16 protein-coding genes and 6 pseudogenes are annotated in these 17,413 nt (G+C 70.6%); 7 read left to right on the forward strand and 15 right to left on the reverse strand.

Annotated features, from left to right (window positions below; all coding sequences use genetic code 11):
• Nucleotides 1-157: 157 nt before the first annotated feature.
• Nucleotides 158-451 (reverse strand): hypothetical protein, encoded by a 294-nt coding sequence (locus ACFQJD_RS13670; RefSeq protein ID WP_379798940.1) that lies wholly within the window; start codon nucleotides 449-451, stop codon nucleotides 158-160.
• The gene (locus ACFQJD_RS13675; protein WP_379798942.1) at nucleotides 448-600 is read right to left on the reverse strand and encodes a hypothetical protein; all 153 of its coding nucleotides are present in this window, start codon (nucleotides 598-600) and stop codon (nucleotides 448-450) included. Before ACFQJD_RS13675 ends, ACFQJD_RS13670 begins: the two co-directional genes overlap by 4 nt.
• A 98-nt stretch (nucleotides 601-698) precedes the next feature.
• Here ACFQJD_RS13675 and ACFQJD_RS13680 point away from each other — a divergent pair, with 98 nt between their 5' ends.
• Nucleotides 699-1,919, forward strand: a complete 1,221-nt coding sequence (locus ACFQJD_RS13680) for a DUF7405 family protein (protein WP_379798944.1) — start codon at nucleotides 699-701, stop codon at nucleotides 1,917-1,919.
• A 12-nt stretch (nucleotides 1,920-1,931) separates the two neighbouring features.
• On the opposite strand, the gene ACFQJD_RS13685 is transcribed toward ACFQJD_RS13680, so the two are convergent.
• The 11 genes and pseudogenes from ACFQJD_RS13685 to ACFQJD_RS13735 form a co-directional block, all read right to left on the reverse strand.
• Complete coding sequence (locus ACFQJD_RS13685) at nucleotides 1,932-2,099, reverse strand: hypothetical protein (RefSeq protein WP_379798946.1); 168 nt, start codon at nucleotides 2,097-2,099, stop codon at nucleotides 1,932-1,934.
• A 45-nt stretch (nucleotides 2,100-2,144) separates the two neighbouring features.
• Nucleotides 2,145-2,483 (reverse strand): hypothetical protein, encoded by a 339-nt coding sequence (locus ACFQJD_RS13690; RefSeq protein WP_379798948.1) that lies wholly within the window; start codon nucleotides 2,481-2,483, stop codon nucleotides 2,145-2,147.
• On the reverse strand, nucleotides 2,480-2,623 hold the full coding sequence (locus ACFQJD_RS13695) for a hypothetical protein (protein ID WP_379798950.1): 144 nt from the start codon (nucleotides 2,621-2,623) through the stop codon (nucleotides 2,480-2,482). Before ACFQJD_RS13695 ends, ACFQJD_RS13690 begins: the two co-directional genes overlap by 4 nt.
• On the reverse strand, nucleotides 2,620-2,877 hold the full coding sequence (locus tag ACFQJD_RS13700) for a hypothetical protein (RefSeq protein ID WP_379798952.1): 258 nt from the start codon (nucleotides 2,875-2,877) through the stop codon (nucleotides 2,620-2,622). Before ACFQJD_RS13700 ends, ACFQJD_RS13695 begins: the two co-directional genes overlap by 4 nt.
• Nucleotides 2,878-2,930: 53 nt before the next feature.
• On the reverse strand, nucleotides 2,931-3,281 hold the full coding sequence (locus ACFQJD_RS13705; protein WP_379798954.1) for a DUF7124 domain-containing protein: 351 nt from the start codon (nucleotides 3,279-3,281) through the stop codon (nucleotides 2,931-2,933).
• The gene (locus tag ACFQJD_RS13710) at nucleotides 3,278-3,739 is read right to left on the reverse strand and encodes a hypothetical protein (protein ID WP_379800604.1); all 462 of its coding nucleotides are present in this window, start codon (nucleotides 3,737-3,739) and stop codon (nucleotides 3,278-3,280) included. Before ACFQJD_RS13710 ends, ACFQJD_RS13705 begins: the two co-directional genes overlap by 4 nt.
• Before the next feature lie 27 nt (nucleotides 3,740-3,766).
• Nucleotides 3,767-5,516, reverse strand: a pseudogene (locus ACFQJD_RS13715) (aldehyde ferredoxin oxidoreductase family protein); the annotation flags it as partial.
• 205 nt (nucleotides 5,517-5,721) lie between these two features.
• Nucleotides 5,722-7,469, reverse strand: a pseudogene (arcS, locus tag ACFQJD_RS13720) (archaeosine synthase subunit alpha).
• Nucleotides 7,470-7,509: 40 nt separating this feature from the next.
• Nucleotides 7,510-9,014: pseudogene (gene tgtA, locus ACFQJD_RS13725) on the reverse strand (tRNA guanosine(15) transglycosylase TgtA).
• A gap of 192 nt (nucleotides 9,015-9,206) precedes the next feature.
• Nucleotides 9,207-9,962, reverse strand: coding sequence for a CPBP family intramembrane glutamic endopeptidase (locus tag ACFQJD_RS13730; protein WP_379798956.1), 756 nt, complete (start codon nucleotides 9,960-9,962; stop codon nucleotides 9,207-9,209).
• A gap of 35 nt (nucleotides 9,963-9,997) precedes the next feature.
• Complete coding sequence (locus ACFQJD_RS13735; RefSeq protein ID WP_379798958.1) at nucleotides 9,998-10,546, reverse strand: NUDIX hydrolase; 549 nt, start codon at nucleotides 10,544-10,546, stop codon at nucleotides 9,998-10,000.
• Nucleotides 10,547-10,655: 109 nt separating this feature from the next.
• Here ACFQJD_RS13735 and ACFQJD_RS13740 point away from each other — a divergent pair, with 109 nt between their 5' ends.
• From ACFQJD_RS13740 to ACFQJD_RS13750, 3 genes are read left to right on the forward strand one after another with little or no spacing between them, the layout of a single operon-like run.
• The gene (locus ACFQJD_RS13740) at nucleotides 10,656-11,165 is read left to right on the forward strand and encodes a multiprotein-bridging factor 1 family protein (protein WP_379798960.1); all 510 of its coding nucleotides are present in this window, start codon (nucleotides 10,656-10,658) and stop codon (nucleotides 11,163-11,165) included.
• A 48-nt stretch (nucleotides 11,166-11,213) separates the two neighbouring features.
• On the forward strand, nucleotides 11,214-12,458 hold the full coding sequence (locus ACFQJD_RS13745; RefSeq protein WP_379798962.1) for an alanyl-tRNA editing protein: 1,245 nt from the start codon (nucleotides 11,214-11,216) through the stop codon (nucleotides 12,456-12,458).
• Complete coding sequence (locus ACFQJD_RS13750) at nucleotides 12,455-12,598, forward strand: hypothetical protein (RefSeq protein WP_379800606.1); 144 nt, start codon at nucleotides 12,455-12,457, stop codon at nucleotides 12,596-12,598. The genes ACFQJD_RS13745 and ACFQJD_RS13750 overlap by 4 nt, the downstream gene beginning before the upstream one ends.
• Before the next feature lie 506 nt (nucleotides 12,599-13,104).
• Here the strand turns inward: ACFQJD_RS13750 and ACFQJD_RS13755 are convergent.
• Nucleotides 13,105-13,608 (reverse strand): annotated as a pseudogene (locus tag ACFQJD_RS13755) (carboxypeptidase-like regulatory domain-containing protein); the annotation flags it as partial.
• Nucleotides 13,609-13,718: 110 nt separating this feature from the next.
• Between ACFQJD_RS13755 and ACFQJD_RS13760 the strand changes: the two are divergent.
• Nucleotides 13,719-14,857 (forward strand): annotated as a pseudogene (locus ACFQJD_RS13760) (acyl-CoA dehydrogenase family protein).
• Here the strand turns inward: ACFQJD_RS13760 and cysE are convergent.
• Nucleotides 14,854-15,483: a serine O-acetyltransferase gene (gene cysE / locus ACFQJD_RS13765; protein ID WP_379798964.1), complete on the reverse strand. Its 630-nt coding sequence runs from the start codon at nucleotides 15,481-15,483 to the stop codon at nucleotides 14,854-14,856. The pseudogene ACFQJD_RS13760 and the gene cysE sit on opposite strands and share 4 nt — an antisense overlap.
• Before the next feature lie 458 nt (nucleotides 15,484-15,941).
• Between cysE and ACFQJD_RS13770 the strand changes: the two are divergent.
• A pseudogene (locus ACFQJD_RS13770) lies at nucleotides 15,942-16,541 on the forward strand (glycoside hydrolase family 88 protein); the annotation flags it as partial.
• 293 nt (nucleotides 16,542-16,834) lie between these two features.
• Nucleotides 16,835-17,380: an HAD family hydrolase gene (locus tag ACFQJD_RS13775; RefSeq protein ID WP_379798966.1), complete on the forward strand. Its 546-nt coding sequence runs from the start codon at nucleotides 16,835-16,837 to the stop codon at nucleotides 17,378-17,380.
• The last annotated feature ends 33 nt before the right edge of the window (nucleotides 17,381-17,413 follow it).

Here is a 17,413-nt window from a genome sequence, read left to right on the forward strand (position 1 = left end):
GGGCGGACGCGAGGGGCGGGCGAACGCGATGGCTCGCTCCATGCGGAAATACCACTCCCACGTCGCGTAGGACTCGGCGACCATGGCGACGACGGCGACGCCGAAGATGGTCGCGACGAGGCCGCCGAACGCCGCCAGCGACGCCGCCCGGAGGACGTCAGCGCGGTCTGCCATACCACCACCGTCCGACGGCGAGCAGGCCGGTCAGGGGGACGAGGACGACCAGCAGGCCGCCGACGAACACCCCCATGTAACTGATGGTCGATTCGAGGTGGATCGCCCAGTGCCAGGTGCCCTTGATGCCGGCGATGACGGCGACGGTGCCGACGACGAGCAACGAGAGGGCGAGTAGTCCGGCCAGCAGATACACCGCCGTCTGGAGGTGGCCCAGCAGCGTCTCGGCGTCCGGCGGGCCGTCGGATCCGACGCCCGCCATCCGTCTCTCGGTCACGCCACCACCTCACGGTAGGAGCGGTAGGCGTCGTAGGCGACGACGGCGAGGACGACCAGGCCGACGGCGAGGATCCCCAGTGCGACGCCCGGCGAGAGCGGCAGGTCGAGCGCCGTCCGCGCTCCTTGCTCCGCGCCAACGTGGAGCATACGTACTAGTAGCCGAGCGCGTGGATAAACGATTGGATTTATGACGGATTTCCGAGACGGGAAACGCTTTTGCGCTCGAACGACTGACAGACGTTCACATGGTCTCGCGGCGTCGGGCGCTCGAACGGGTGGCGGCCGTGGCCGGGGCGGTCGGACTGTCGGGCTGTCAGTGGCTCGGATCGGCCGGGACCGGCGGCGTCGAGGGCCTCCCGCCGAACCCCCGTGCCGACGCGCTCCCCGTCCGGCAGTTCGCCCAGAACGACCACCTCCCGACCGACGACGCCGGCAACACGGTCCAGCCTCGGTTCCGCCGCGTGCTGGCGCTGCGACTCGACGTCGACCCGTCGGCCGAGGCCGCTCGCACCGTCGAGCGCGCGATGCGGACCGTCGAGGCGGCGTACGGCTGGTCCGCGCGCGGCCTCTTTCACGCGCTCGGCTGGGGAACGGCCTACTTCGAGCGAGTCGGAGCCCTCGGTCGCGCCCCCGTCACCAGGCCGCGCGTCCTCTCGCGGACGGACGACCCCGAACTGCGCGCCTTCGACGCCGTCCTCGTCCTCGCGTCCGACGTCCCCTCGCATCTGAGCGCCGTCGACGCCGCGATGTTCGGGTCCCGGTCGTCGCTCGGCGGCGTCGCGGTCGACGACCGCCTCGGCGACGCGTTCGCCGTCGCCTCGCGCCGGACGGGCTTCCTCGGCGAGGGACTCCCCGCGTCCCACGCCGACACCGAGGGGGTCCCCGACGCCATCCCCGCGGACGCGCCGATGTTCACCGGGTTCTTCTCCGACCGCCGGGGGACCCAGGCCACCGAGGACGCCGTCGCCATCGCGGACGGACCCTTCGAAGACGGGACGACGATGCACGTCAGCCGCCTCGACCTCGATCTGGACGCGTGGTACGCCCTCTCAGAGTCCGACCGCGTCGCGCGGATGTTCTCGCCCGCCGTCTCGTCCGCGGACGTGGAGGGGTTCGAGAACGCGGTCCCCTTCGCGGACCGGGTGCGCGAACACGCACGGGAGTACGGCGTCGTCGGTCACCACGAGAAAGTCGCCCAGACCCGGCGCGACGGGACGCCGCTGCTCCTCCGGCGGGATTTCAACACGCTCGACGGGGGCGTCCCCGGCGTCCACTTCGTCTCGCTCCAGCGACGCCTCTCGCACTTTCGCGAGACGCGCAAGGCGATGAACGGCTGGTACGTCCGCGACGACCATCCCCGGATCACCGACCGGGAGAACAACGGCCTCCTCGGGTTCGTCACCGTCCGCTCGCGGGCCAACTTCTACGTGCCGCCACGCGACTGTCGCGCGTTCCCGTTACGGTGACGCACCCCTCCGCTACTCCTCGGATTCGACGTCCTCGGGGTCGACGTCCTCGAACGCGACGTCGCCGTCCACCTCGCCGTCGTTGCGTTCGTGGGGACCGACTTCGTACTCCCAGACCTCGTGGCCCTTGTACGACTCCATGGCCCCTTTCGGCCGCCAGTCCGTGTCTCTGTGTACCATACGTCACTGGTCGTGGAGCTATCGACTTAGCCTTTGTCCCGACGTTCAGTTCGGGGGCGCGTTCGGCGGGCGCGTCGCGTCGTCGTCGAGGAACGTCCGGGCGAACAGGTCGACGTGGAACTTCAGCAGGGTCGCGGGGTCGACGCCGCTCTCCTCGGCCTGTCGGTCGAGAAACGTCCGGAGTTCGTCGCTCGGATGGTGATGAATCCGGTGGCCGTCGACGTCGAACTCCACCTCCGTCGCGCCCGAGACGAGGTGTTCGATCTCGAGTAAGGCCTGCTCGGCTTTCGTCGCCATCGCCTCGTCGAACTCGACCATCCGGGCGTCGGCCCACTCCTCGGCCGCCTCGACGAACCGGTCGCTCACCGTGAACGAGAGCGTCAAAACGACACCCCCTCCGCCTCGAACGCGACGGTCCACACCGTCCGCTCTCCACAGGCCGGACAGTCGGCGACGAACTCGCTCCGGTCCTGCCGGGCGAACCGTACGAGCTGTCCGCACTCGCTGCACTCGTACTGCGTCATTCGTCGGGAGAGAACGGGGTCGGTTGGGGCTGGGCGTCGCCCGCCTCGGCGAAGGCGTAGACGAACAGCCCCAGCAACGCGGCCAGGACCAACAGGCCGACGACGCCGCTCGCCCACGTCTGGCCGGGGACCGTCTCCGACAGCGGCCCGAGAGAGCGGTAGACCTGGATCATGGTCAGTATCGTCCAGACGGACGCCGCCAGCAACGCGAACGTTACCACGCGCGACTGCCTGAGTGCGGTCTTGAGGCTCATGTTCCTCGCTCCCGTGTGAATGCGTCCCGCACCGTGAAAAAGTTAGCGCGCAGTCAGGTGTCGGTGAGGGCCCAGTCCGCCCCCTCGGCCGCCTCGGCGAGCGGGACGAACTCCCAGTCGGCGTCCGTCGCGATCCACGACTCCCCGTCGGTGCCGACGACGACCAGCCGGTTCGCGTAGAACATCGAGTGTTCGTCCACAGTGGCGAGGCGCTCGGCCGGACCCGTCCCCGTGCCGTTGAAGAAATCGAGGTCGAGTTGGTGTTCGCGCTGGAACTTGTTGAGGACGTGCGCGTCCACGTCGCCGACGACGCCCACCCAGTCGCTCCACCCGCGCGCCTCGGCGACGGCCCTGCGCGGGTCCGCGAGTTTCCGGATGGCGCCGTAGGTGAACGCCGTCGTCATCTCGTCGGGATCGGCGTGTGTTTCGTGGGCGGTGCCGCCGGTCGACGGCGCGTGTCCGGCGGTCGAATCACCGCCGGTCGACGGCGCGTGTCCGGCGGTCGAATCACCGCCGGTCGACGGCGCGTGGCTGTTCTCCGGATCGTCGTCCGGGGTCGACGCGGCGTCGGTCGGCCGCGACGCCGCGCCCTCGGCGTCGCCCGCGCCTGCCCCGCCCGAGTGGAGGGGATGCCGACCGGAGCCTCGTCGTCGGTCCGGGGGACGCGCGGCGTCGTCGGCTCGCTCGGACCGGCCGCGTCGTGAGCGACATCGGCGTCCGCTCCGTCGCCGGCGTCGTCCGAGAGCCACCCGCGCTCCTCGCCCGGGTCGCTCTCGCCGGCCCAGAACCAGTCGCCGCGGTTCGGCGCTTCTTCGCGCTCCTCGCCGACGTCCAGGTCGTCGATGTCGATTCGGTCAGTCATGGTCGAGTGCGGTTGGATCCGTTCCGAGGGGGTCTCGTCGTCGACGGCGTCGCCGAGTCCGAGGCGCTCGACGGCGGCGCGCGTCGGGAGCCCGTCGCGCGACCAGCCCCAGGCGTCGTAGTAGGCGTCGAGCATCCGGTCGAACGTCTCGCGGTCGAGCGCCCGCCCCGCCGACGGGCCGCCCGCCAGCGGCCGCTCGAAGACGTCGGGGAGTTCGTCGCCGGCGCGGTCGAACCCCTCGCGGGCGTTGAACAGGCGCACCAGCGTCCAGATGCGCTCCCCGCGCGTTCGAGTTCGGCCGGGTCGTAGTCGAGGCCGACGGCGGCCAGCCACTCCGCGCCGAGGTCGTCCCAGAGCGTCTCGCCGGCGAAGTCGTCGACGACGAGGCTCCAGAGGACCGATCGGGTTCGCTGGGCGGTGGCGACGGCAGCGACGCGGTCGGCGACGCTCCACCCGTCGGCGTCGAACACCTCGCGTTCGACGGGGCGCGCCCGGCGGTGACAGCCGCCCCGGTCGCTCGTGGCGTAGGCGAGAGCCATCCCCGCCGCGCCGCGCGGGTCGTACGCCGGGAGCTCCATCGACTTCACCGTCGGGACGTCCTCGCCGCCCGCCTCGAACCGCTCGCTCGCGGCGTCGACGCCGTCCGCGAGGGCGTCGCCCAGGGGGACGCCCGCTCGGCGATGTCCTCGATGAGGTCGCGCGCCGCTTCGTCGTCGCCGAAGGCGAGGTCGCGGTCGACGTCGCCGCGGTCGGCGGCGTGGACCGCCCACGCGACGGCGTTGCCCGCGCTGATGACGTCCATCCCGTGCCGGTCACAGGCCGCGCCGAGGGCCGTGACGGCGTCGAACTCGTCGATCCCCAGACCGGCCCCGAGCGACATCAGCGCGCCGCCGCGGGGCACCGTCTCGCCGTCGTCGGTCTCGACGCGGAAGTCGCCGGGCAGGCCCGCTTCGTCCTCGCGCTCGGCCGCCGCCTCTCGGGCCGCCTCGATGCCGATGTCGTCGGCGTCCTCGAAACGGCCCGACTGCCACCCGCGGGTCGACAGGACGCCCACCTCGTTGGCGAAGTCGATGCTCTCGACGGTGCCACTCGCCGCGCGCCACAGGCCGGTGTCGGCCGCGCGGTACGCGTCGTCGTACCGGTCGCGCAAGTCGTCGAGCCCCGACGGCGGGTCGCCGCGGACGACGACGGCTTTCAGCCGTTTCGCGCCGAGAACCGCGCCCGCGCCGCCGCGGCCGGCGTGGTGGTCGCCGGCGTCGCTGGCGACGGTGGCAAAGCGCACCCGCGACTCGCCCGCCGGGCCGATACAGGCCACGGCGGCGTCGGGGAACGCCGCGTCCGTCTCGACGGTGTCCGCGCCCCAGCAGTCGACGGGTCCGACGCGCGCCTCGCCGTCCGCCACCTCGATTCGAACCGGGCGGTCGGCCCGCCCCGTCACGAGGACGCCGAACGCCTCCGGGAGCGCGCCGGCGAGCGCGTCCGCGAAGGACCCGCCGCTGTACGAGTCAAGAAACGCCCCCGTGAGCGGCGACTTCGTGACGACGGCGTAGCGCGACTCGCCGGGGAGATAGCCCGAGAGCGGGCCGAGGAAGAAGGCGACGGCGTTCTCGGAGCCGAGGGGGTCCACGCCCGCATCGAGTTCGTCGTAGAGGTAGCGAGCGCCGAGTCCCTTGCCGCCGAGGAACGCCCGTCGCCACTCGGCGGGCACCCGTTCCCGGGTGACCGCTCCCGTCGAGAGATCCACCCGGAGGACGTCCCGGCGCGCAGGGGATGTCATTCACTACCACTAGGGCCGGTTCCGACGTAAGCGTTGTCCCGAGGTTTGTCGGGCGGTCCGCTCCGACCCCTATCGTCGCGGTGGGACTGACCGCTCCGACCCCTATCGTCGCGGTGGGACTGACCGCTCCGACCCCCTATCGTCGCGGTGGGACTGACCGCTCCGACCCCCTATCGTCGCGGTGGGACTGACCGCTCCGACCCTCTCATCGCTCCTCGACGTGTCGAACCTCGACGGCGATGCCGCGGGTGCTGTCGGCCATCTCGGGGCCGCTCATCTCCGCCCGCCCGACGGCGAACGCCTTCGGCCCCTCGATCACCACCTCGTCGCCGACGCGGATCTCCTCGTCGGCGTCGACGACGCCCGGTGCGAGGACGCTCCCGTGGGGGACGAAGCCGTCGATGTCGACCCGTTTCGTCGGCGCGTCGCTTTCGGCCCAGTGGCGTGCGCCTTCGAGCGTGAACGCGAGGACGCCGTACTGGGGCACCATCACCGCGAGCTGGTCGCCGTCGACGTCGCGGACCTGGAGTTTGGGGTACCGACTCGTCATGTGGACGTCCTCGAAGAGGGCGTCGCCGGCCCCTCGCCGAACTGGTAGTCGGCGATGGCGCGGACGGTGTTGTGCTGGCGCTCCCGCTTCGAGTATTTGAGCTCGTCCGAGAGCGTCGACATGAGATTCGAGAGCGAGTCCGTCGTCGTCGGGTGGTCGGCGACGGTGTATTCGAAGGGGACGTCCACGGTCTCGGACACCCGTTCGCAGATGTCGCGGTAGCCCTCGCCGCCGACGTGGGCGACGACGCGGGGGTAGTCGTTGCGTTCGAGGTAGCGCTGCAGGACGTCGGCGACGAACGACTTCTCCCCGTCGGTCCAGTGGCCGGTGACGACGGCGTCGTAATGCTGGGCGGGGTAGGTCAGTTCGAGTTCCTGCGGGACGACGCCGATGGGGGAGGTCATCGAGGCGACGTGGCCGCGGAACTGGATGGCGTCCTGGAACTGCCGGTGGCTCTGTGACTCGCTGTACGGCTTGGCCGCAGAGCAGGGAACCAGGATGAGCGGGTTCGAGAAGCGGTTGCGGTAGCGCGTCGTCACCCGGTCGGCGAAGCGCTGAATCTCGACGCGGCGGAGGGTGTCCTCGCTCGCGGCGGTGAGTTCGGTGTCGCGAATGACCGGCGTTCGCTCTTCGAGATAGCCGTACTGCTGATCGAACCGGCGGAACGCGGCGGTGTGCCACTGCTCGTGCCGGGCCTGTCCTTCGACGTAGTCCCGGAGCCGGCCCCGGCGGATGCGGGTACGAATCGTCGCCAGTTCCGCGCGCAAGGCGGCGACGTTGTGGGCGGCGCAGTCCTCGCGGGTGAACTCCGAGAGCGGCGGGTCGGAGGGGAACGCGCCGGGGAGTTCGTCGAGTTCGTCGAGGCGATATTCGCCTTCGGCCGTCAGGTAGCGGCCCTGCCGGCCTTTCACCTTCGCCAACTTGGCGTCCACCAGGTCGACGCCGGCGTAGACGAGGGTCGCGACGTTGGCGGGCGTGGCGACGCCGGCGAGATAGAGCGCCGAATCGGCCGGCAGCGATCCGCGAGCGGCGATTATCTCGTCGCGGAAGGCTTCGGCGTGGCCGACGAACCCCGACGCGTTCGAGAGGACGTACGCGTCGGCACCGTAGTCGGCGGCCGTCTCCGCCGTCACGACGGCGGCGTTCGGAAACGCTACCTCCGGATAGTCGACCGCGAACGACTCCTGTACCGGCTCCTCGGTGCCGGCCGGGAACGCCCGGTGAGGGAGCACCGTGAGTACGTCCTCGTCGCCTTCGGGGAGGTCGCGTTCGCGGGTCCAGAGGCTCCCGGCGTCGACGACGAACTCGTCGGCGAGGGCCGGCGTCGTCACGGGGTCGGCGAGGCGCACCTCGCCGACGCGGGCGGCCCCGTCGCGTCCGAGAACCTCGAAATACTCGGTCATACTCACTCTCGGGGGTCGAGCGTCAACTATCTTCCTTTGTTCACTCCTCGTCCGTCCGCGGATCGCCGCGCGCGACGCCACGGAGCGACTCCACCGCCACCGACTCGGGCACGAGGTCGATCGCGGCGTCGGGCCAGTCGTCGTGGGCGAGGGTGAACGAGCTATCGGGGTTGGCGGCGGCGAGGCGGGCGACGCCCCGTGCGGCCGCCCGGCACGCTTCGGCGTCCGTGCGTTCGGGGACTTCGGCGGTGAGCGGGTAGGTGCCCGAGAGCGCCCGGGGGAACGGCCCGAACGGCGGGACGACGCGCCACGAGGCGTCGAAGCGGTCGGTAGAGGGAGCGTTGCCCTCGGTGAGCAGTATCTCGCCTTCGGCGTCGAGCCGTCCCAGCCGCTCGTGGTGGCGAAGCACCTCGGGGCGACGGGCGCTCTCGTTCGAGAGGTAGAAGAACGTCCCCTTGGAGGCCGGGTCCGACCGTTCGAGCTGTCCGGCGTGGTCCAAGAGGGCGCGGTAGCCGTCGAGCATCGCTGGATGGGCGCGGGCGCGCGTCTCCACGAGTTCCAACAGGTCGCCGTCGCGGATGGCCTGCTTGATGCGGCGCAGCTCCTCGAACGTGACGTGGAGGTTGTGCTCCGCGAGGAGTCGTTCCTGTTGCTCGTCGTCGGCCGACCGGAGGTGCGCGGGCGAGTGGTCGGTACAGACGGGACACGAACAGGGGAGATACGACAGCTCGTCGAGGTGTTCGGTGCCGGAGACGGTGAGATAGCGGCCGTCGCGGGCGTACAGGGCGTAGGCGGCCGAGTCGAACAGGTCACAGCCGGCGGCGACGGCCAGCGAGAACATCATCGGGTGGCCCGCGCCGAACAGATGGACGGGCGCGTCGGCTCCCAGTCCCCGCTTGGCGGCCGACACGACGTCCACCACGTCGGCGTAGCGGTAGTCGTTCATCAGCGGTACCACCGCACCGACGGGGAACACGTCGAGGTCGGTCGCGTAGGCGTTGCGGGCGGCGCGTTCGCGCAGGTCCGGATACGTAGAGCCCTGGACGGGTGCGTTGACGAGCATCTCGCCCGTGTCGACGCCCTCGGCGTCGGCGAGGGCGTCCTCGGTCACGTCGAGGTCGGATTTCGCCTGCTCTCTGTCCGCGTCCGGCGGCGTCGGCACGTCCACCGGCGTCCCGATGTCGGAGCCGATGTCGCGCTGGAATTCGAGGATTTCGTGGGTCGTCACGTCGATTTCGCCGTATTCAGCGAGTTGGAACGACCCCGAATCGGTCATGATCGCGCCGGAGAAATCGAGCAGTTCGTGGAGGCCGACGTCGAGCGCGCGATCACGCAAGTCGTCGGTCTTGCGGACGATGTAGGAGTTGGTGATGAGGATATCCGCGCCGAACTCCGACTGGAGGCGCGACGGCGCGATGGTCTGGAGGTTCGGGTTGATGACGGGGAGGAGCGCCGGCGTCTCGACGGTGACGCCGGCACGGGGACGGTCAGCCGGCCGAGGCGGCCGGCGGCGTCCCCGTGTCGAAGCTCGAAACAGTCGCGCATGCACTGGATTCCGGCGGCGCGGCGGTAAGGGTTTCCGGTCGTATTCGCTGGCGCAGCGAGATCGGGAGTGTCCGACGTCGGAGCGGGACGGCTTTCGAGGGGGTCACAGCCGTTGCACGACGTCCTCGCACGTCGACGCTCCCGCTTTTCCCCTTCTCGCTGGTGACCACTCACGCGGCGTCTGCGCGGGAGTCACGCGCCCATCAGCCGAAACGCGACGTACGCGAGGAGAAAGAGCGTCGCGTTGTACGCGCCGTGGACGAGGGCGGGGACGACGAGGTTGTCGGTGAGTTCGTAGACCGCCCCGAACACCAGACTCGGGAGGAAGAGGACGGAGATGGTGACCAGTCGACCGCCCGCCCCGCCGGTGAGGGCGACGAAGTGGACGGCGGCGAAGACGGCGCTCGCGAGAGCGACTCCCGAGACGGGGGCGAACGTCTCGCGGAGGCGACCCTGCACGACGCCCCGGAAGAGCAGTTCCTCCCCGGGGCCGATGAGGAGAAACGAAGCCGGAATTAGCCAGAGAAACGCCGTCGGGTCGGCCCGGCCAACGTCGGCCACCTGATTCTCGCCGACCGGGAGCCCCGTCACGGAGACGGCGACAGCGCCGACGACGGCCGCCGCGATCGCGAGGGCGTAGCCCGCCACGACGACGAGCAGTTCGCGAACGTCCGGAGCGCGAACGCCGAGGGCGCCGACGCCCCAGCCGCGGTAGCGGAGATACGCGAGGGCGACGCCGCCGAAGGCGACGCCCTGAATCGCCACGAGCGAGACGGCGAGGGCGGTGAGCGGCGTCGGCCGAACGCCCGCTCCGACGACGACGGCACCGAGGCCGAAGACGACGGCGAAGCCGACGGCCAGGCCCGAAAGCGACACGGCCACGGCGACGATCAGCGCCCGGACGCGACTCCTCACGTCGGCGTCCGAATCGGCGTCGAAGTCGATCATACCGCCCCGACGTCTGGCGGACGGAAAACGGTTGCCTACCGCTCGGTGAGTTCGTAGTAACAGACGGCCGACACCGTCCGGCCGTCGCGCACGTCGCCGTCGACGACGGCCGCCACCAGGTCGTCGTAGGACGCGGTCCGCACGCGGATGCTCTCGTTGAAGTCGAGGTTCGGTTCGCCCACGGGGAGACAGCCCTCCGCGACGAAGACGTGGTGGACGGAGTCGGCGATGCCGTTCGCGGGTTCGATCGTGTGGAGGTGGCGCACCTCGTCGGCCTCGTAGCCGGTCTCCTCGGCGAGTTCACGGCGCGCCGCGGTGGCGAGGTCGACGTCGTCGGGTTCGACAGACCCCGCGGGGAGACCGTGGCTGACGCGGCCGACCGCCTGTCGCCACTCCTCGATGGTGACGACATCGCCCTCGGGGGTGAACGGCAGGACGACGACGGCGGGCGGTTCGTCCACGTAGTGGTAGTCCGTCTCGGTGCCGTCGGGCAACACCACGTCGTCGCGGCGCACGTCGAACCCCGGACACGTGTAGTCGATGTCGGTTCCCGTCGTCTCCCACGCGAGGTCGTCGGTGCTCATACGCACGGATGCGAGCGGCGGCATAAAAGCGCTCAGGGTCGACGAACCAGCGCGACCGCGGCCCACGCCGGGGAGCGGATTTTAAAACCGTGGACGCGGTAGACGGGACATGGCCAAATACTCCACGGGCGGCGGTCGCTCCGACGACGAGGGCGACAGCTGCGAACTCTGTGGACGCGAGACGGGATCGCTCCGGCGGGCGAACGTCGCCGGGGCGAACCTGCTCGTCTGCGAGAACTGCGCGCCCCACGGGTCCCAGGAGACGTCCCGTGGGACGTCCCGCGAGACGGCCGACGACGAGCCGAGTCGCGAGAAACGGACGGCCCAGAAGGCGGCCAAAATGTACGACGCGACCCGCGGCGACAGTAGCCGCTGGGAGGAGGAGGGGACGGACTACGAGAAAGACCGCCTCCCCTATCTCGTCTCGAACTACGGCGACCGCGTCGAAGAGGCCCGACAGGAGGCGGGGCTGACCGCCGACGAACTCGCCGCGGAACTCGACGTCGCCGAGGACGACGTGCTGGCCGTCGAGCAGGGGCGCGCGGCGCGATCGAACGTCGGCGGCTCGGTCGTCAGGGCGCTCGAAGAGCGACTCGACGTCCTCCTCGCCGAGGAGTAGCGAGGCGAGAGCGCACCACTTTTGCTCGCCGGCCGTCTGGACGCGTCCATGCACTCACGCGCCCCCGCCGACCCCGAGCGACGGGAGTTCGAAGCGACGGTCGAACGCGTCGCCGGCAGCGACGTGGTTCTCGACGAGACGTACTTCTACGCCGAGAGCGGCGGTCAGCCGGCCGACCGCGGAAGCATCGGCGGCGTCCCCGTCGTCGACGTACAGCACGGCGACGACGCGGTAGTACACACCCTCGTCGAGCCGCCGGCCTTCGACGCCGGTGACGCCGTGACGGGCGTCGTCGACGACGCGTTCCGGACGTACTGCATGCGAGCGCACACGGCGAGTCACGTCCTCTACGGAGCGGGGCGGCGCGTACTCGACGACCTCGGCTACGGCGGCTTCGGCATCGACGAGGAGAAGGTCCGCGTCGACTTCGAGACGACGACCGACGTCGACGACGAGACGCTGGTCGAACTCGAACGCCTGACGAACCGCGCGGTGTGGGACTCCCGGCCCGTGACGTGGGAGGAAGTCCCCGTCGAGGCGGCACAGCGCCGCGACGACGTCGCCTTCAACACGAAGACGGAGGAGGGCGTGATGGCCGACGCCGACGCCGTCCGCCTCGTCGACGTCGACGGCTGGGACGTCGCCGCCTGCGGCGGCACCCACGTCCCGAACACGCGCGAAATCGGGCTGGTGGAGATACTCGACCGCTCGAACCCCGGTGAGGGCCTCACCCGCGTCGAGTTCGCCGTCGGCCCGTCGGCCGTCCGCCGGCACGCGACGGTCCACGAGGCGGCCCTCGACGCGGCGCGCGAACTCGGGACGAACGTGACGGGCCTCGCCGAGGCGACGGCCGACCTCCGCGAGACGAACGAAGCGCTGGGAAGCGACCTCCGAGAGTACAAAGGCGAAGTCCTCGACGCCCGACTCGCCGACCTCCCGACGGTCGAACGCGACGGCCGGACGTGGCGCGTCGGCAGCGTCGACGGCTTCGGCCCGAACGAGGTGGGCGACCGCCTGCAAGAGCGGGTCGGCGAACTGGGCGACGTGCTGGCGGTCGTCGGGTCGGGCGAGAGCCCGTACGTCGTCGTCGCGAGCACGGGCGACGTGTCGGCGGGCGGCGTCGTCGACGACGTGACCGCGGAGTTCGGCGGCGGTGGCGGCGGCGGCCCGACGTTCGCACAGGGCGGCGGTCTCTCCGGGTCGACGGCCGAAGTGCTGGAGTTTCTGGGCAGGCCGCCCGGCGGCAGAGCAACGCCGCGACGACGAACGCGAGGACGGCGAGCGCCGGGGTGAATCCCGGTGCCGGAACGCCGGTGTCCGCCGTCGGCGTCGGCGTGGCCGTCGGGGTGGGCGTCGGCGTGTCCGTCGGCGTCCCGGCCGAGATGGCTTCGACGGTCACCGCGTCGGAGCGAACGTTCCCGGACCGCGCGTAGAGCGAGTGGTTCCCGGGGTCGTCGAGGCGAACGGCAAGTACGCCCTCGTCGCCCGTCGTTGCGACCCGGGTGCCGTCCCGGAAGACGGCGACGCCCGAAGCGGGTTCGTCGTACTCGTTTATCACCTCGACGACGACTCGTTCGCCCGCGACGACGCGCCGATTGACCGGCGTCAGCGTCAGATTGGGCGTCCGGCGCATCGTGAGCGTCACCGCCTTCGAGGACTCGTTGACGGAGAGTTCACGGGTCACGCGCTGGTAGCCGTCTTTCTCGGCGGTCACCGTCGGATCGGTGTTCACGGGGAGGCGCGCGGACGCCTCGCCGTTCTGGAGCGTATCGAACGTCCCGTAGCCGTCGAGCGTCAACTCGACGCCGCCGACGGGGCGCGGCGGATCGAAGTGCGGGTCGGTCACGGTGAAATCGACCGTCACGGCTCCGCTCTCGATGGTCATCGGCTTGCGCGTCTCGCCGGTCACGCGGACCGAGCCCGCTTCGGTGTAGTAGCCCGGTTTGCTGACGGTGATCGTGTAGTCGCCGAACTGGAGCGGCCCGGTCGCGTACTCGCCGTTCGGCCCGGTCGTCCCGGTTTTGACGACGCGGCGGTTGTGCCGGACGGCGACCCGTGCGCCCTCGACGTCACCCTCGCTGTCGGTGACGTCGACGACGATCGATCCCTTGCGATAGACGTCGATCTCGACCGAGCGCTCGGTGGCGTCGGAGACGCGATACGGGTCGTTGCGGACGTAGTCGGGGTGAGAGATCCGAATCGTCACGTCCGCGCCCGCCGGGACGTCCACGAGCGCCTGACCGTTCGACGCCGTCGTCTCCGTCGTCGAGCCGCCGTCCCAGCTGGCGGTGAGGTCGACCTGCGAAACCGGCCGGTCCGGCTGGTCGACGACGGTGACGGTGAGCGTCACCAGCTCTTGCTGTGCTCCGACCGACGCCGTCGCCGCCGTCGCTCCGGCGAGGACGGTGACGAGAAGTATCGCGCACCGGACCCTGTCACGCATACTCACACCTACGCGACCGGGGAGTAAATTCTATCGGCGGCTCGCTACCGGCGCGCTCGCGCCGGTCGTTCGCCCGACGGCTTTTGCCGACCGGGTGCGAAACGGGGGTCATGACACTCGCAGGCGTGAACTCGGGGCTGACCGAGGATCAGCGGGCGCTCAGAGAGGACCTCCGCGCGTTCGCCGCGGAGGAGATCCGCCCACACGCGGCGGCGGCCGACCGGGAAGAGTCGTTCCCCGAACCCGTCTGGGACGCCCTCGCGGACCGCGACCTGACGGCACTGACGGTTCCCGAACGGTACGGCGGCCTCGACGTCGACCGGACGACCTACAGCCTCGTCAACGAGGAGGTGGCCTACGGCCAGCTGCCGTCGCGAGCGCGCTGTCGGTCCACTCGCTCGTGACCTCGTGTATCGCCGAGTTCGGCACGGAAACCCAGCGCGAGCGGTGGCTGCCGCCGATGGCCGAGGGACGGCCCGTCGGGATGTTCGCCCTCTCGGAACCGGGCGCGGGGTCGAACCCCGCCGAGATGGAGACGGTGGCCCGACGCGAGGGTGACGAGTACGTCGTCGACGGGCAGAAACAGTGGATAACGAACGGCCAGCGCGGCGAGGTGTGCATCCTCTTCGCCAAGACCGACCCCGACGACCCGTCCTCAGTGACGCAGTTTCTCGTCCCGAAGTCGGCCGGCATCGAGGTCGGAAAGAAGGAGTCCAAACTCGGGTTGCGCGCGAGCGACACCACCGCGCTCCTGTTCGACGGCGTCAGGATACCGGCGGACAGCCGCCTGACCGAGGAAGGGCGAGGGCTGTCGGCGGCGTTTCACGTCCTCACGGGCGGGCGCATCGGCATCGCGGCACAGGCGCTCGGCCTCGCGCAGGCGGCCTACGACGAGACACGCGCGTACGTCACCGGAAGAGACGACGGACGGCCCGCCGACCGGCAAGCGGTCCGTCACGCCGTTGCCGAGATGGGCACTTCGATCACCGCCGCTCGCCTCCTCGTGCGCGAGGCGGCCAGACAGGACGACGCGGACGCGGACCCGCGGCTCGTCGCCGCGATGGCCAAGTACGTCGCCAGCGAGACGGCCGTCGACGTGACGAATCGAGCGCTCTCGCTGCTCGGCCACCGCGGCTACACCGACCGGAGCGACGCCGAACGGCTCTTCCGCGACGCCAAGATCACGACCATCTACGAGGGGACCAGCGAGATACAGAAGACCATCGTCGCTCGGGGCCTGCTGGATTAGCCCGCCGCGACGAACCCCTGTTCGTCCACGGCCTCCCCGTCCTCGCCGTCCGCGGACTCGGCCGCGCGTCGCCGCCGCGTCGCTCCGCGGACGATCCGAGCGGGGTTGCCGACGGCCGTCGCTCCCGCGGGCACCGCGTCGAGGACGACGGCCGCCGCGCCCACTTTCGCGCCGTCGCCGACGGCGATCGGCCCCAGAAGCGTCGCGTTCGCGCCGAGGAGGACGCCGTCGCCGACGGTCGGGTGCCGTTTGCCGTCGCGCGGCCGGTCCGCGCCGAGCGTGACGCCGTGATAGAGGTGGACGTCGTCGCCGAGTTCGGCCGTGGCCCCGACGACGACGCCGCGGCCGTGGTCGACGACGCACCGCCGACCGATGGTCGCCGCCGGGTGGATTTCGACGCCCGTCACGAGGCTGGCGAGCTGTGAGAGCCACCGCGCGAGCAGCGGATGGCCACGGGCCCAGAGCAGGTGTGCCACCCGGTAGGTCCAGAGCGCGTGCATCCCCGGGTAACAGGTGAGGACGGCGAGGGTACTCCCCGCCGCCGGATCGCGTTCTTTCACGGCGGCGACGTCCTCGCGGAGGCGCGAGCGGGCGGCCGACAGCACGCGCTTACCGCGCCGGAGCATCGACCCGACTGCGCCCGCGGCGAGACGCCGGCGGACGCGTGGCCCGGTGGGCCGAGGAGTGCGCGGACGGGGCCGTCGGGAAGCGGAGACAGCGGCAACGACACGGTGCGAGAGAGCGCGCACGCTCGTCGCCTGTGCTGTCGACGTGGTGACCGACGGGCCCCACCATGGGGGTAAAATACGTGCGCGAGCACAAAAGCGATTCGGGGATCGATCCTCCGGCATACGAAAGTATATACCGTCGTGTCCTGCATAGCGTGTGTCATGAGAGAACCGTTAGCAGACCTCACGGAACGGGTAGCGACGCACGTACTCGAACGCGACGTCCTCGCGGAGGACTGGGAGAAAGGCGTGGCGATACAGGGGCTTCTGGCGACGGACCAGCACGTCGACGAGGCGCAGGAACTCGTCGATCTGGCCATCCGAACGCAGACGAGCAACGGCCAGTTCGCCTTCGGATGGGGGATTATCCGAAAAGTTGGCTCGACAGAACCGACTTCCTCAGCGACTACAAGCCGTGTTTCAATCAGACCGTCCTCGGTGACTGCGCGCTCCGGTTCTACCAGCGCACGGGCGACGAGCGGTATCTCGACGCCGCGGAGGACCACTACGAGTTCCTGCAGACGACGCCGCGGACGGCCGACGGCGGGATGTCACACCGGCGGGATTCGGTCGAACTCTGGGTCGACGCGCTCTACTTCGTCGTGCCGTTTCTCGCCCGATACGGGGCGATCACCGGCGACCGGGCGGCGATGGACGAGGCCGCGACCCAGCTACGGATCCACACGAAACATCTGCAAGACCCACACACGGGGCTGTTCCGTCACAACTGGCGGGAGACGCCGAACTCATATCCGCAGGGGACGTTCTGGGCGCGTGGAGTCGGCTGGGCCACGACGGCGCTGGTCGACGCGCTGGCGATACTCCCCGACGACCATCCCCAGCGCGACGACCTGTGCTCGATCCTCGACGAGACGGTGTCGACGCTCGTCGAGTTGCAGGACGCCAGCGGGTTCTGGCATCACATCCTCGACGACGCAGATACGTTGCGCAGTCCGCTGGAGACGTCGGGGACGCTCATGTTCGCCTACACCATCGAGCGAGGCGTCCAGCAGGGTCCTCGACGACTCCCTCTCGGACGTCGCGGCGCGTGCGCTGGACGCCGCGACGTGGGTCGTCGACGAACGGGGAGCGGTTCGACGCGTCGCGAAGAAACCTGGCGGACCGGGTGCGCCGCTCGGCGTCACCTCGTTCGGACAGGGGTGGTTCCTGCTGGCGGCAGACCTGTTCAGCTAGCCGGTCCGGAGCGCGGTACCGAAGTCGTCAAACCCCGCGACGCCAACGGGCCACCGTGTCACACGACGACTACGACGCCGTCGTCTACGACCTGGACGGCACCCTCGTTCGCCTCCCGGTCGACTGGGACCGTGCGGCCCGGGACGCCGCGACCGCCCTCGCCGACGCCGGCGTCGACGCCGACGGAATGGACCTCTGGCGGATGCTCGACGTCGCCGAAGAACGCGGCCACCGCGACGCCGTCGAAGCGGTCCTCAGCGATCACGAGTGCCGCAGCGCGGAGCAAGCGGCGCGTCTCCCGACGGCCGACGAAGTAGCGAACGCGGCGGTTCCGGTGGGCGTCTGCTCGCTGAACGCCGAACGCGCCTGCCGCCTCGCGCTCGACAGACACGGCCTGACCGCCCACGTCGCCGCCGTCGTCGGGCGCGACTCGCTCCCGACGCGCAAGCCCGACCCCGAACCGCTGTTGGCGACGCTCCGCCGACTCGGAGCCGACCCCGACCGGTCGCTGTTCGTCGGCGACACCGAACGCGACGCGGTGACGGCCGACCGGGCCGGCGTCGCCTTCCGGTACGTGGACGACGGCCAGACCGAGCCGTGACCCTGCCGCTGCGGCCGCGTTCCTTTATCCGCT

It is taken from the genome of Haloplanus sp. GCM10025708 (assembly GCF_042663985.1).
GTDB classification, from domain to species: Archaea; Halobacteriota; Halobacteria; order Halobacteriales; family Haloferacaceae; genus Salinirarus; species Salinirarus marinus.

Bases quoted from the DNA above. Each gene is read 5' to 3' on its own strand.
- ACFQJD_RS13675 (WP_379798942.1), bottom strand. From the start codon at position 600: ATGCTCCACGTTGGCGCGGAGCAAGGAGCGCGGACGGCGCTCGACCTG.
- ACFQJD_RS13680 (WP_379798944.1), top strand. From the start codon at position 699: ATGGTCTCGCGGCGTCGGGCGCTCGAACGGGTGGCGGCCGTGGCCGGG.
- ACFQJD_RS13685 (WP_379798946.1), bottom strand. From the start codon at position 2,099: ATGGTACACAGAGACACGGACTGGCGGCCGAAAGGGGCCATGGAGTCG.
- ACFQJD_RS13695 (WP_379798950.1), bottom strand. From the start codon at position 2,623: ATGACGCAGTACGAGTGCAGCGAGTGCGGACAGCTCGTACGGTTCGCC.
- ACFQJD_RS13700 (WP_379798952.1), bottom strand. From the start codon at position 2,877: ATGAGCCTCAAGACCGCACTCAGGCAGTCGCGCGTGGTAACGTTCGCG.
- ACFQJD_RS13705 (WP_379798954.1), bottom strand. From the start codon at position 3,281: ATGACGACGGCGTTCACCTACGGCGCCATCCGGAAACTCGCGGACCCG.
- ACFQJD_RS13710 (WP_379800604.1), bottom strand. From the start codon at position 3,739: ATGACTGACCGAATCGACATCGACGACCTGGACGTCGGCGAGGAGCGC.
- ACFQJD_RS13730 (WP_379798956.1), bottom strand. From the start codon at position 9,962: ATGATCGACTTCGACGCCGATTCGGACGCCGACGTGAGGAGTCGCGTC.
- ACFQJD_RS13735 (WP_379798958.1), bottom strand. From the start codon at position 10,546: ATGAGCACCGACGACCTCGCGTGGGAGACGACGGGAACCGACATCGAC.
- ACFQJD_RS13740 (WP_379798960.1), top strand. From the start codon at position 10,656: ATGGCCAAATACTCCACGGGCGGCGGTCGCTCCGACGACGAGGGCGAC.
- ACFQJD_RS13745 (WP_379798962.1), top strand. From the start codon at position 11,214: ATGCACTCACGCGCCCCCGCCGACCCCGAGCGACGGGAGTTCGAAGCG.
- cysE (WP_379798964.1), bottom strand. From the start codon at position 15,483: ATGCTCCGGCGCGGTAAGCGCGTGCTGTCGGCCGCCCGCTCGCGCCTC.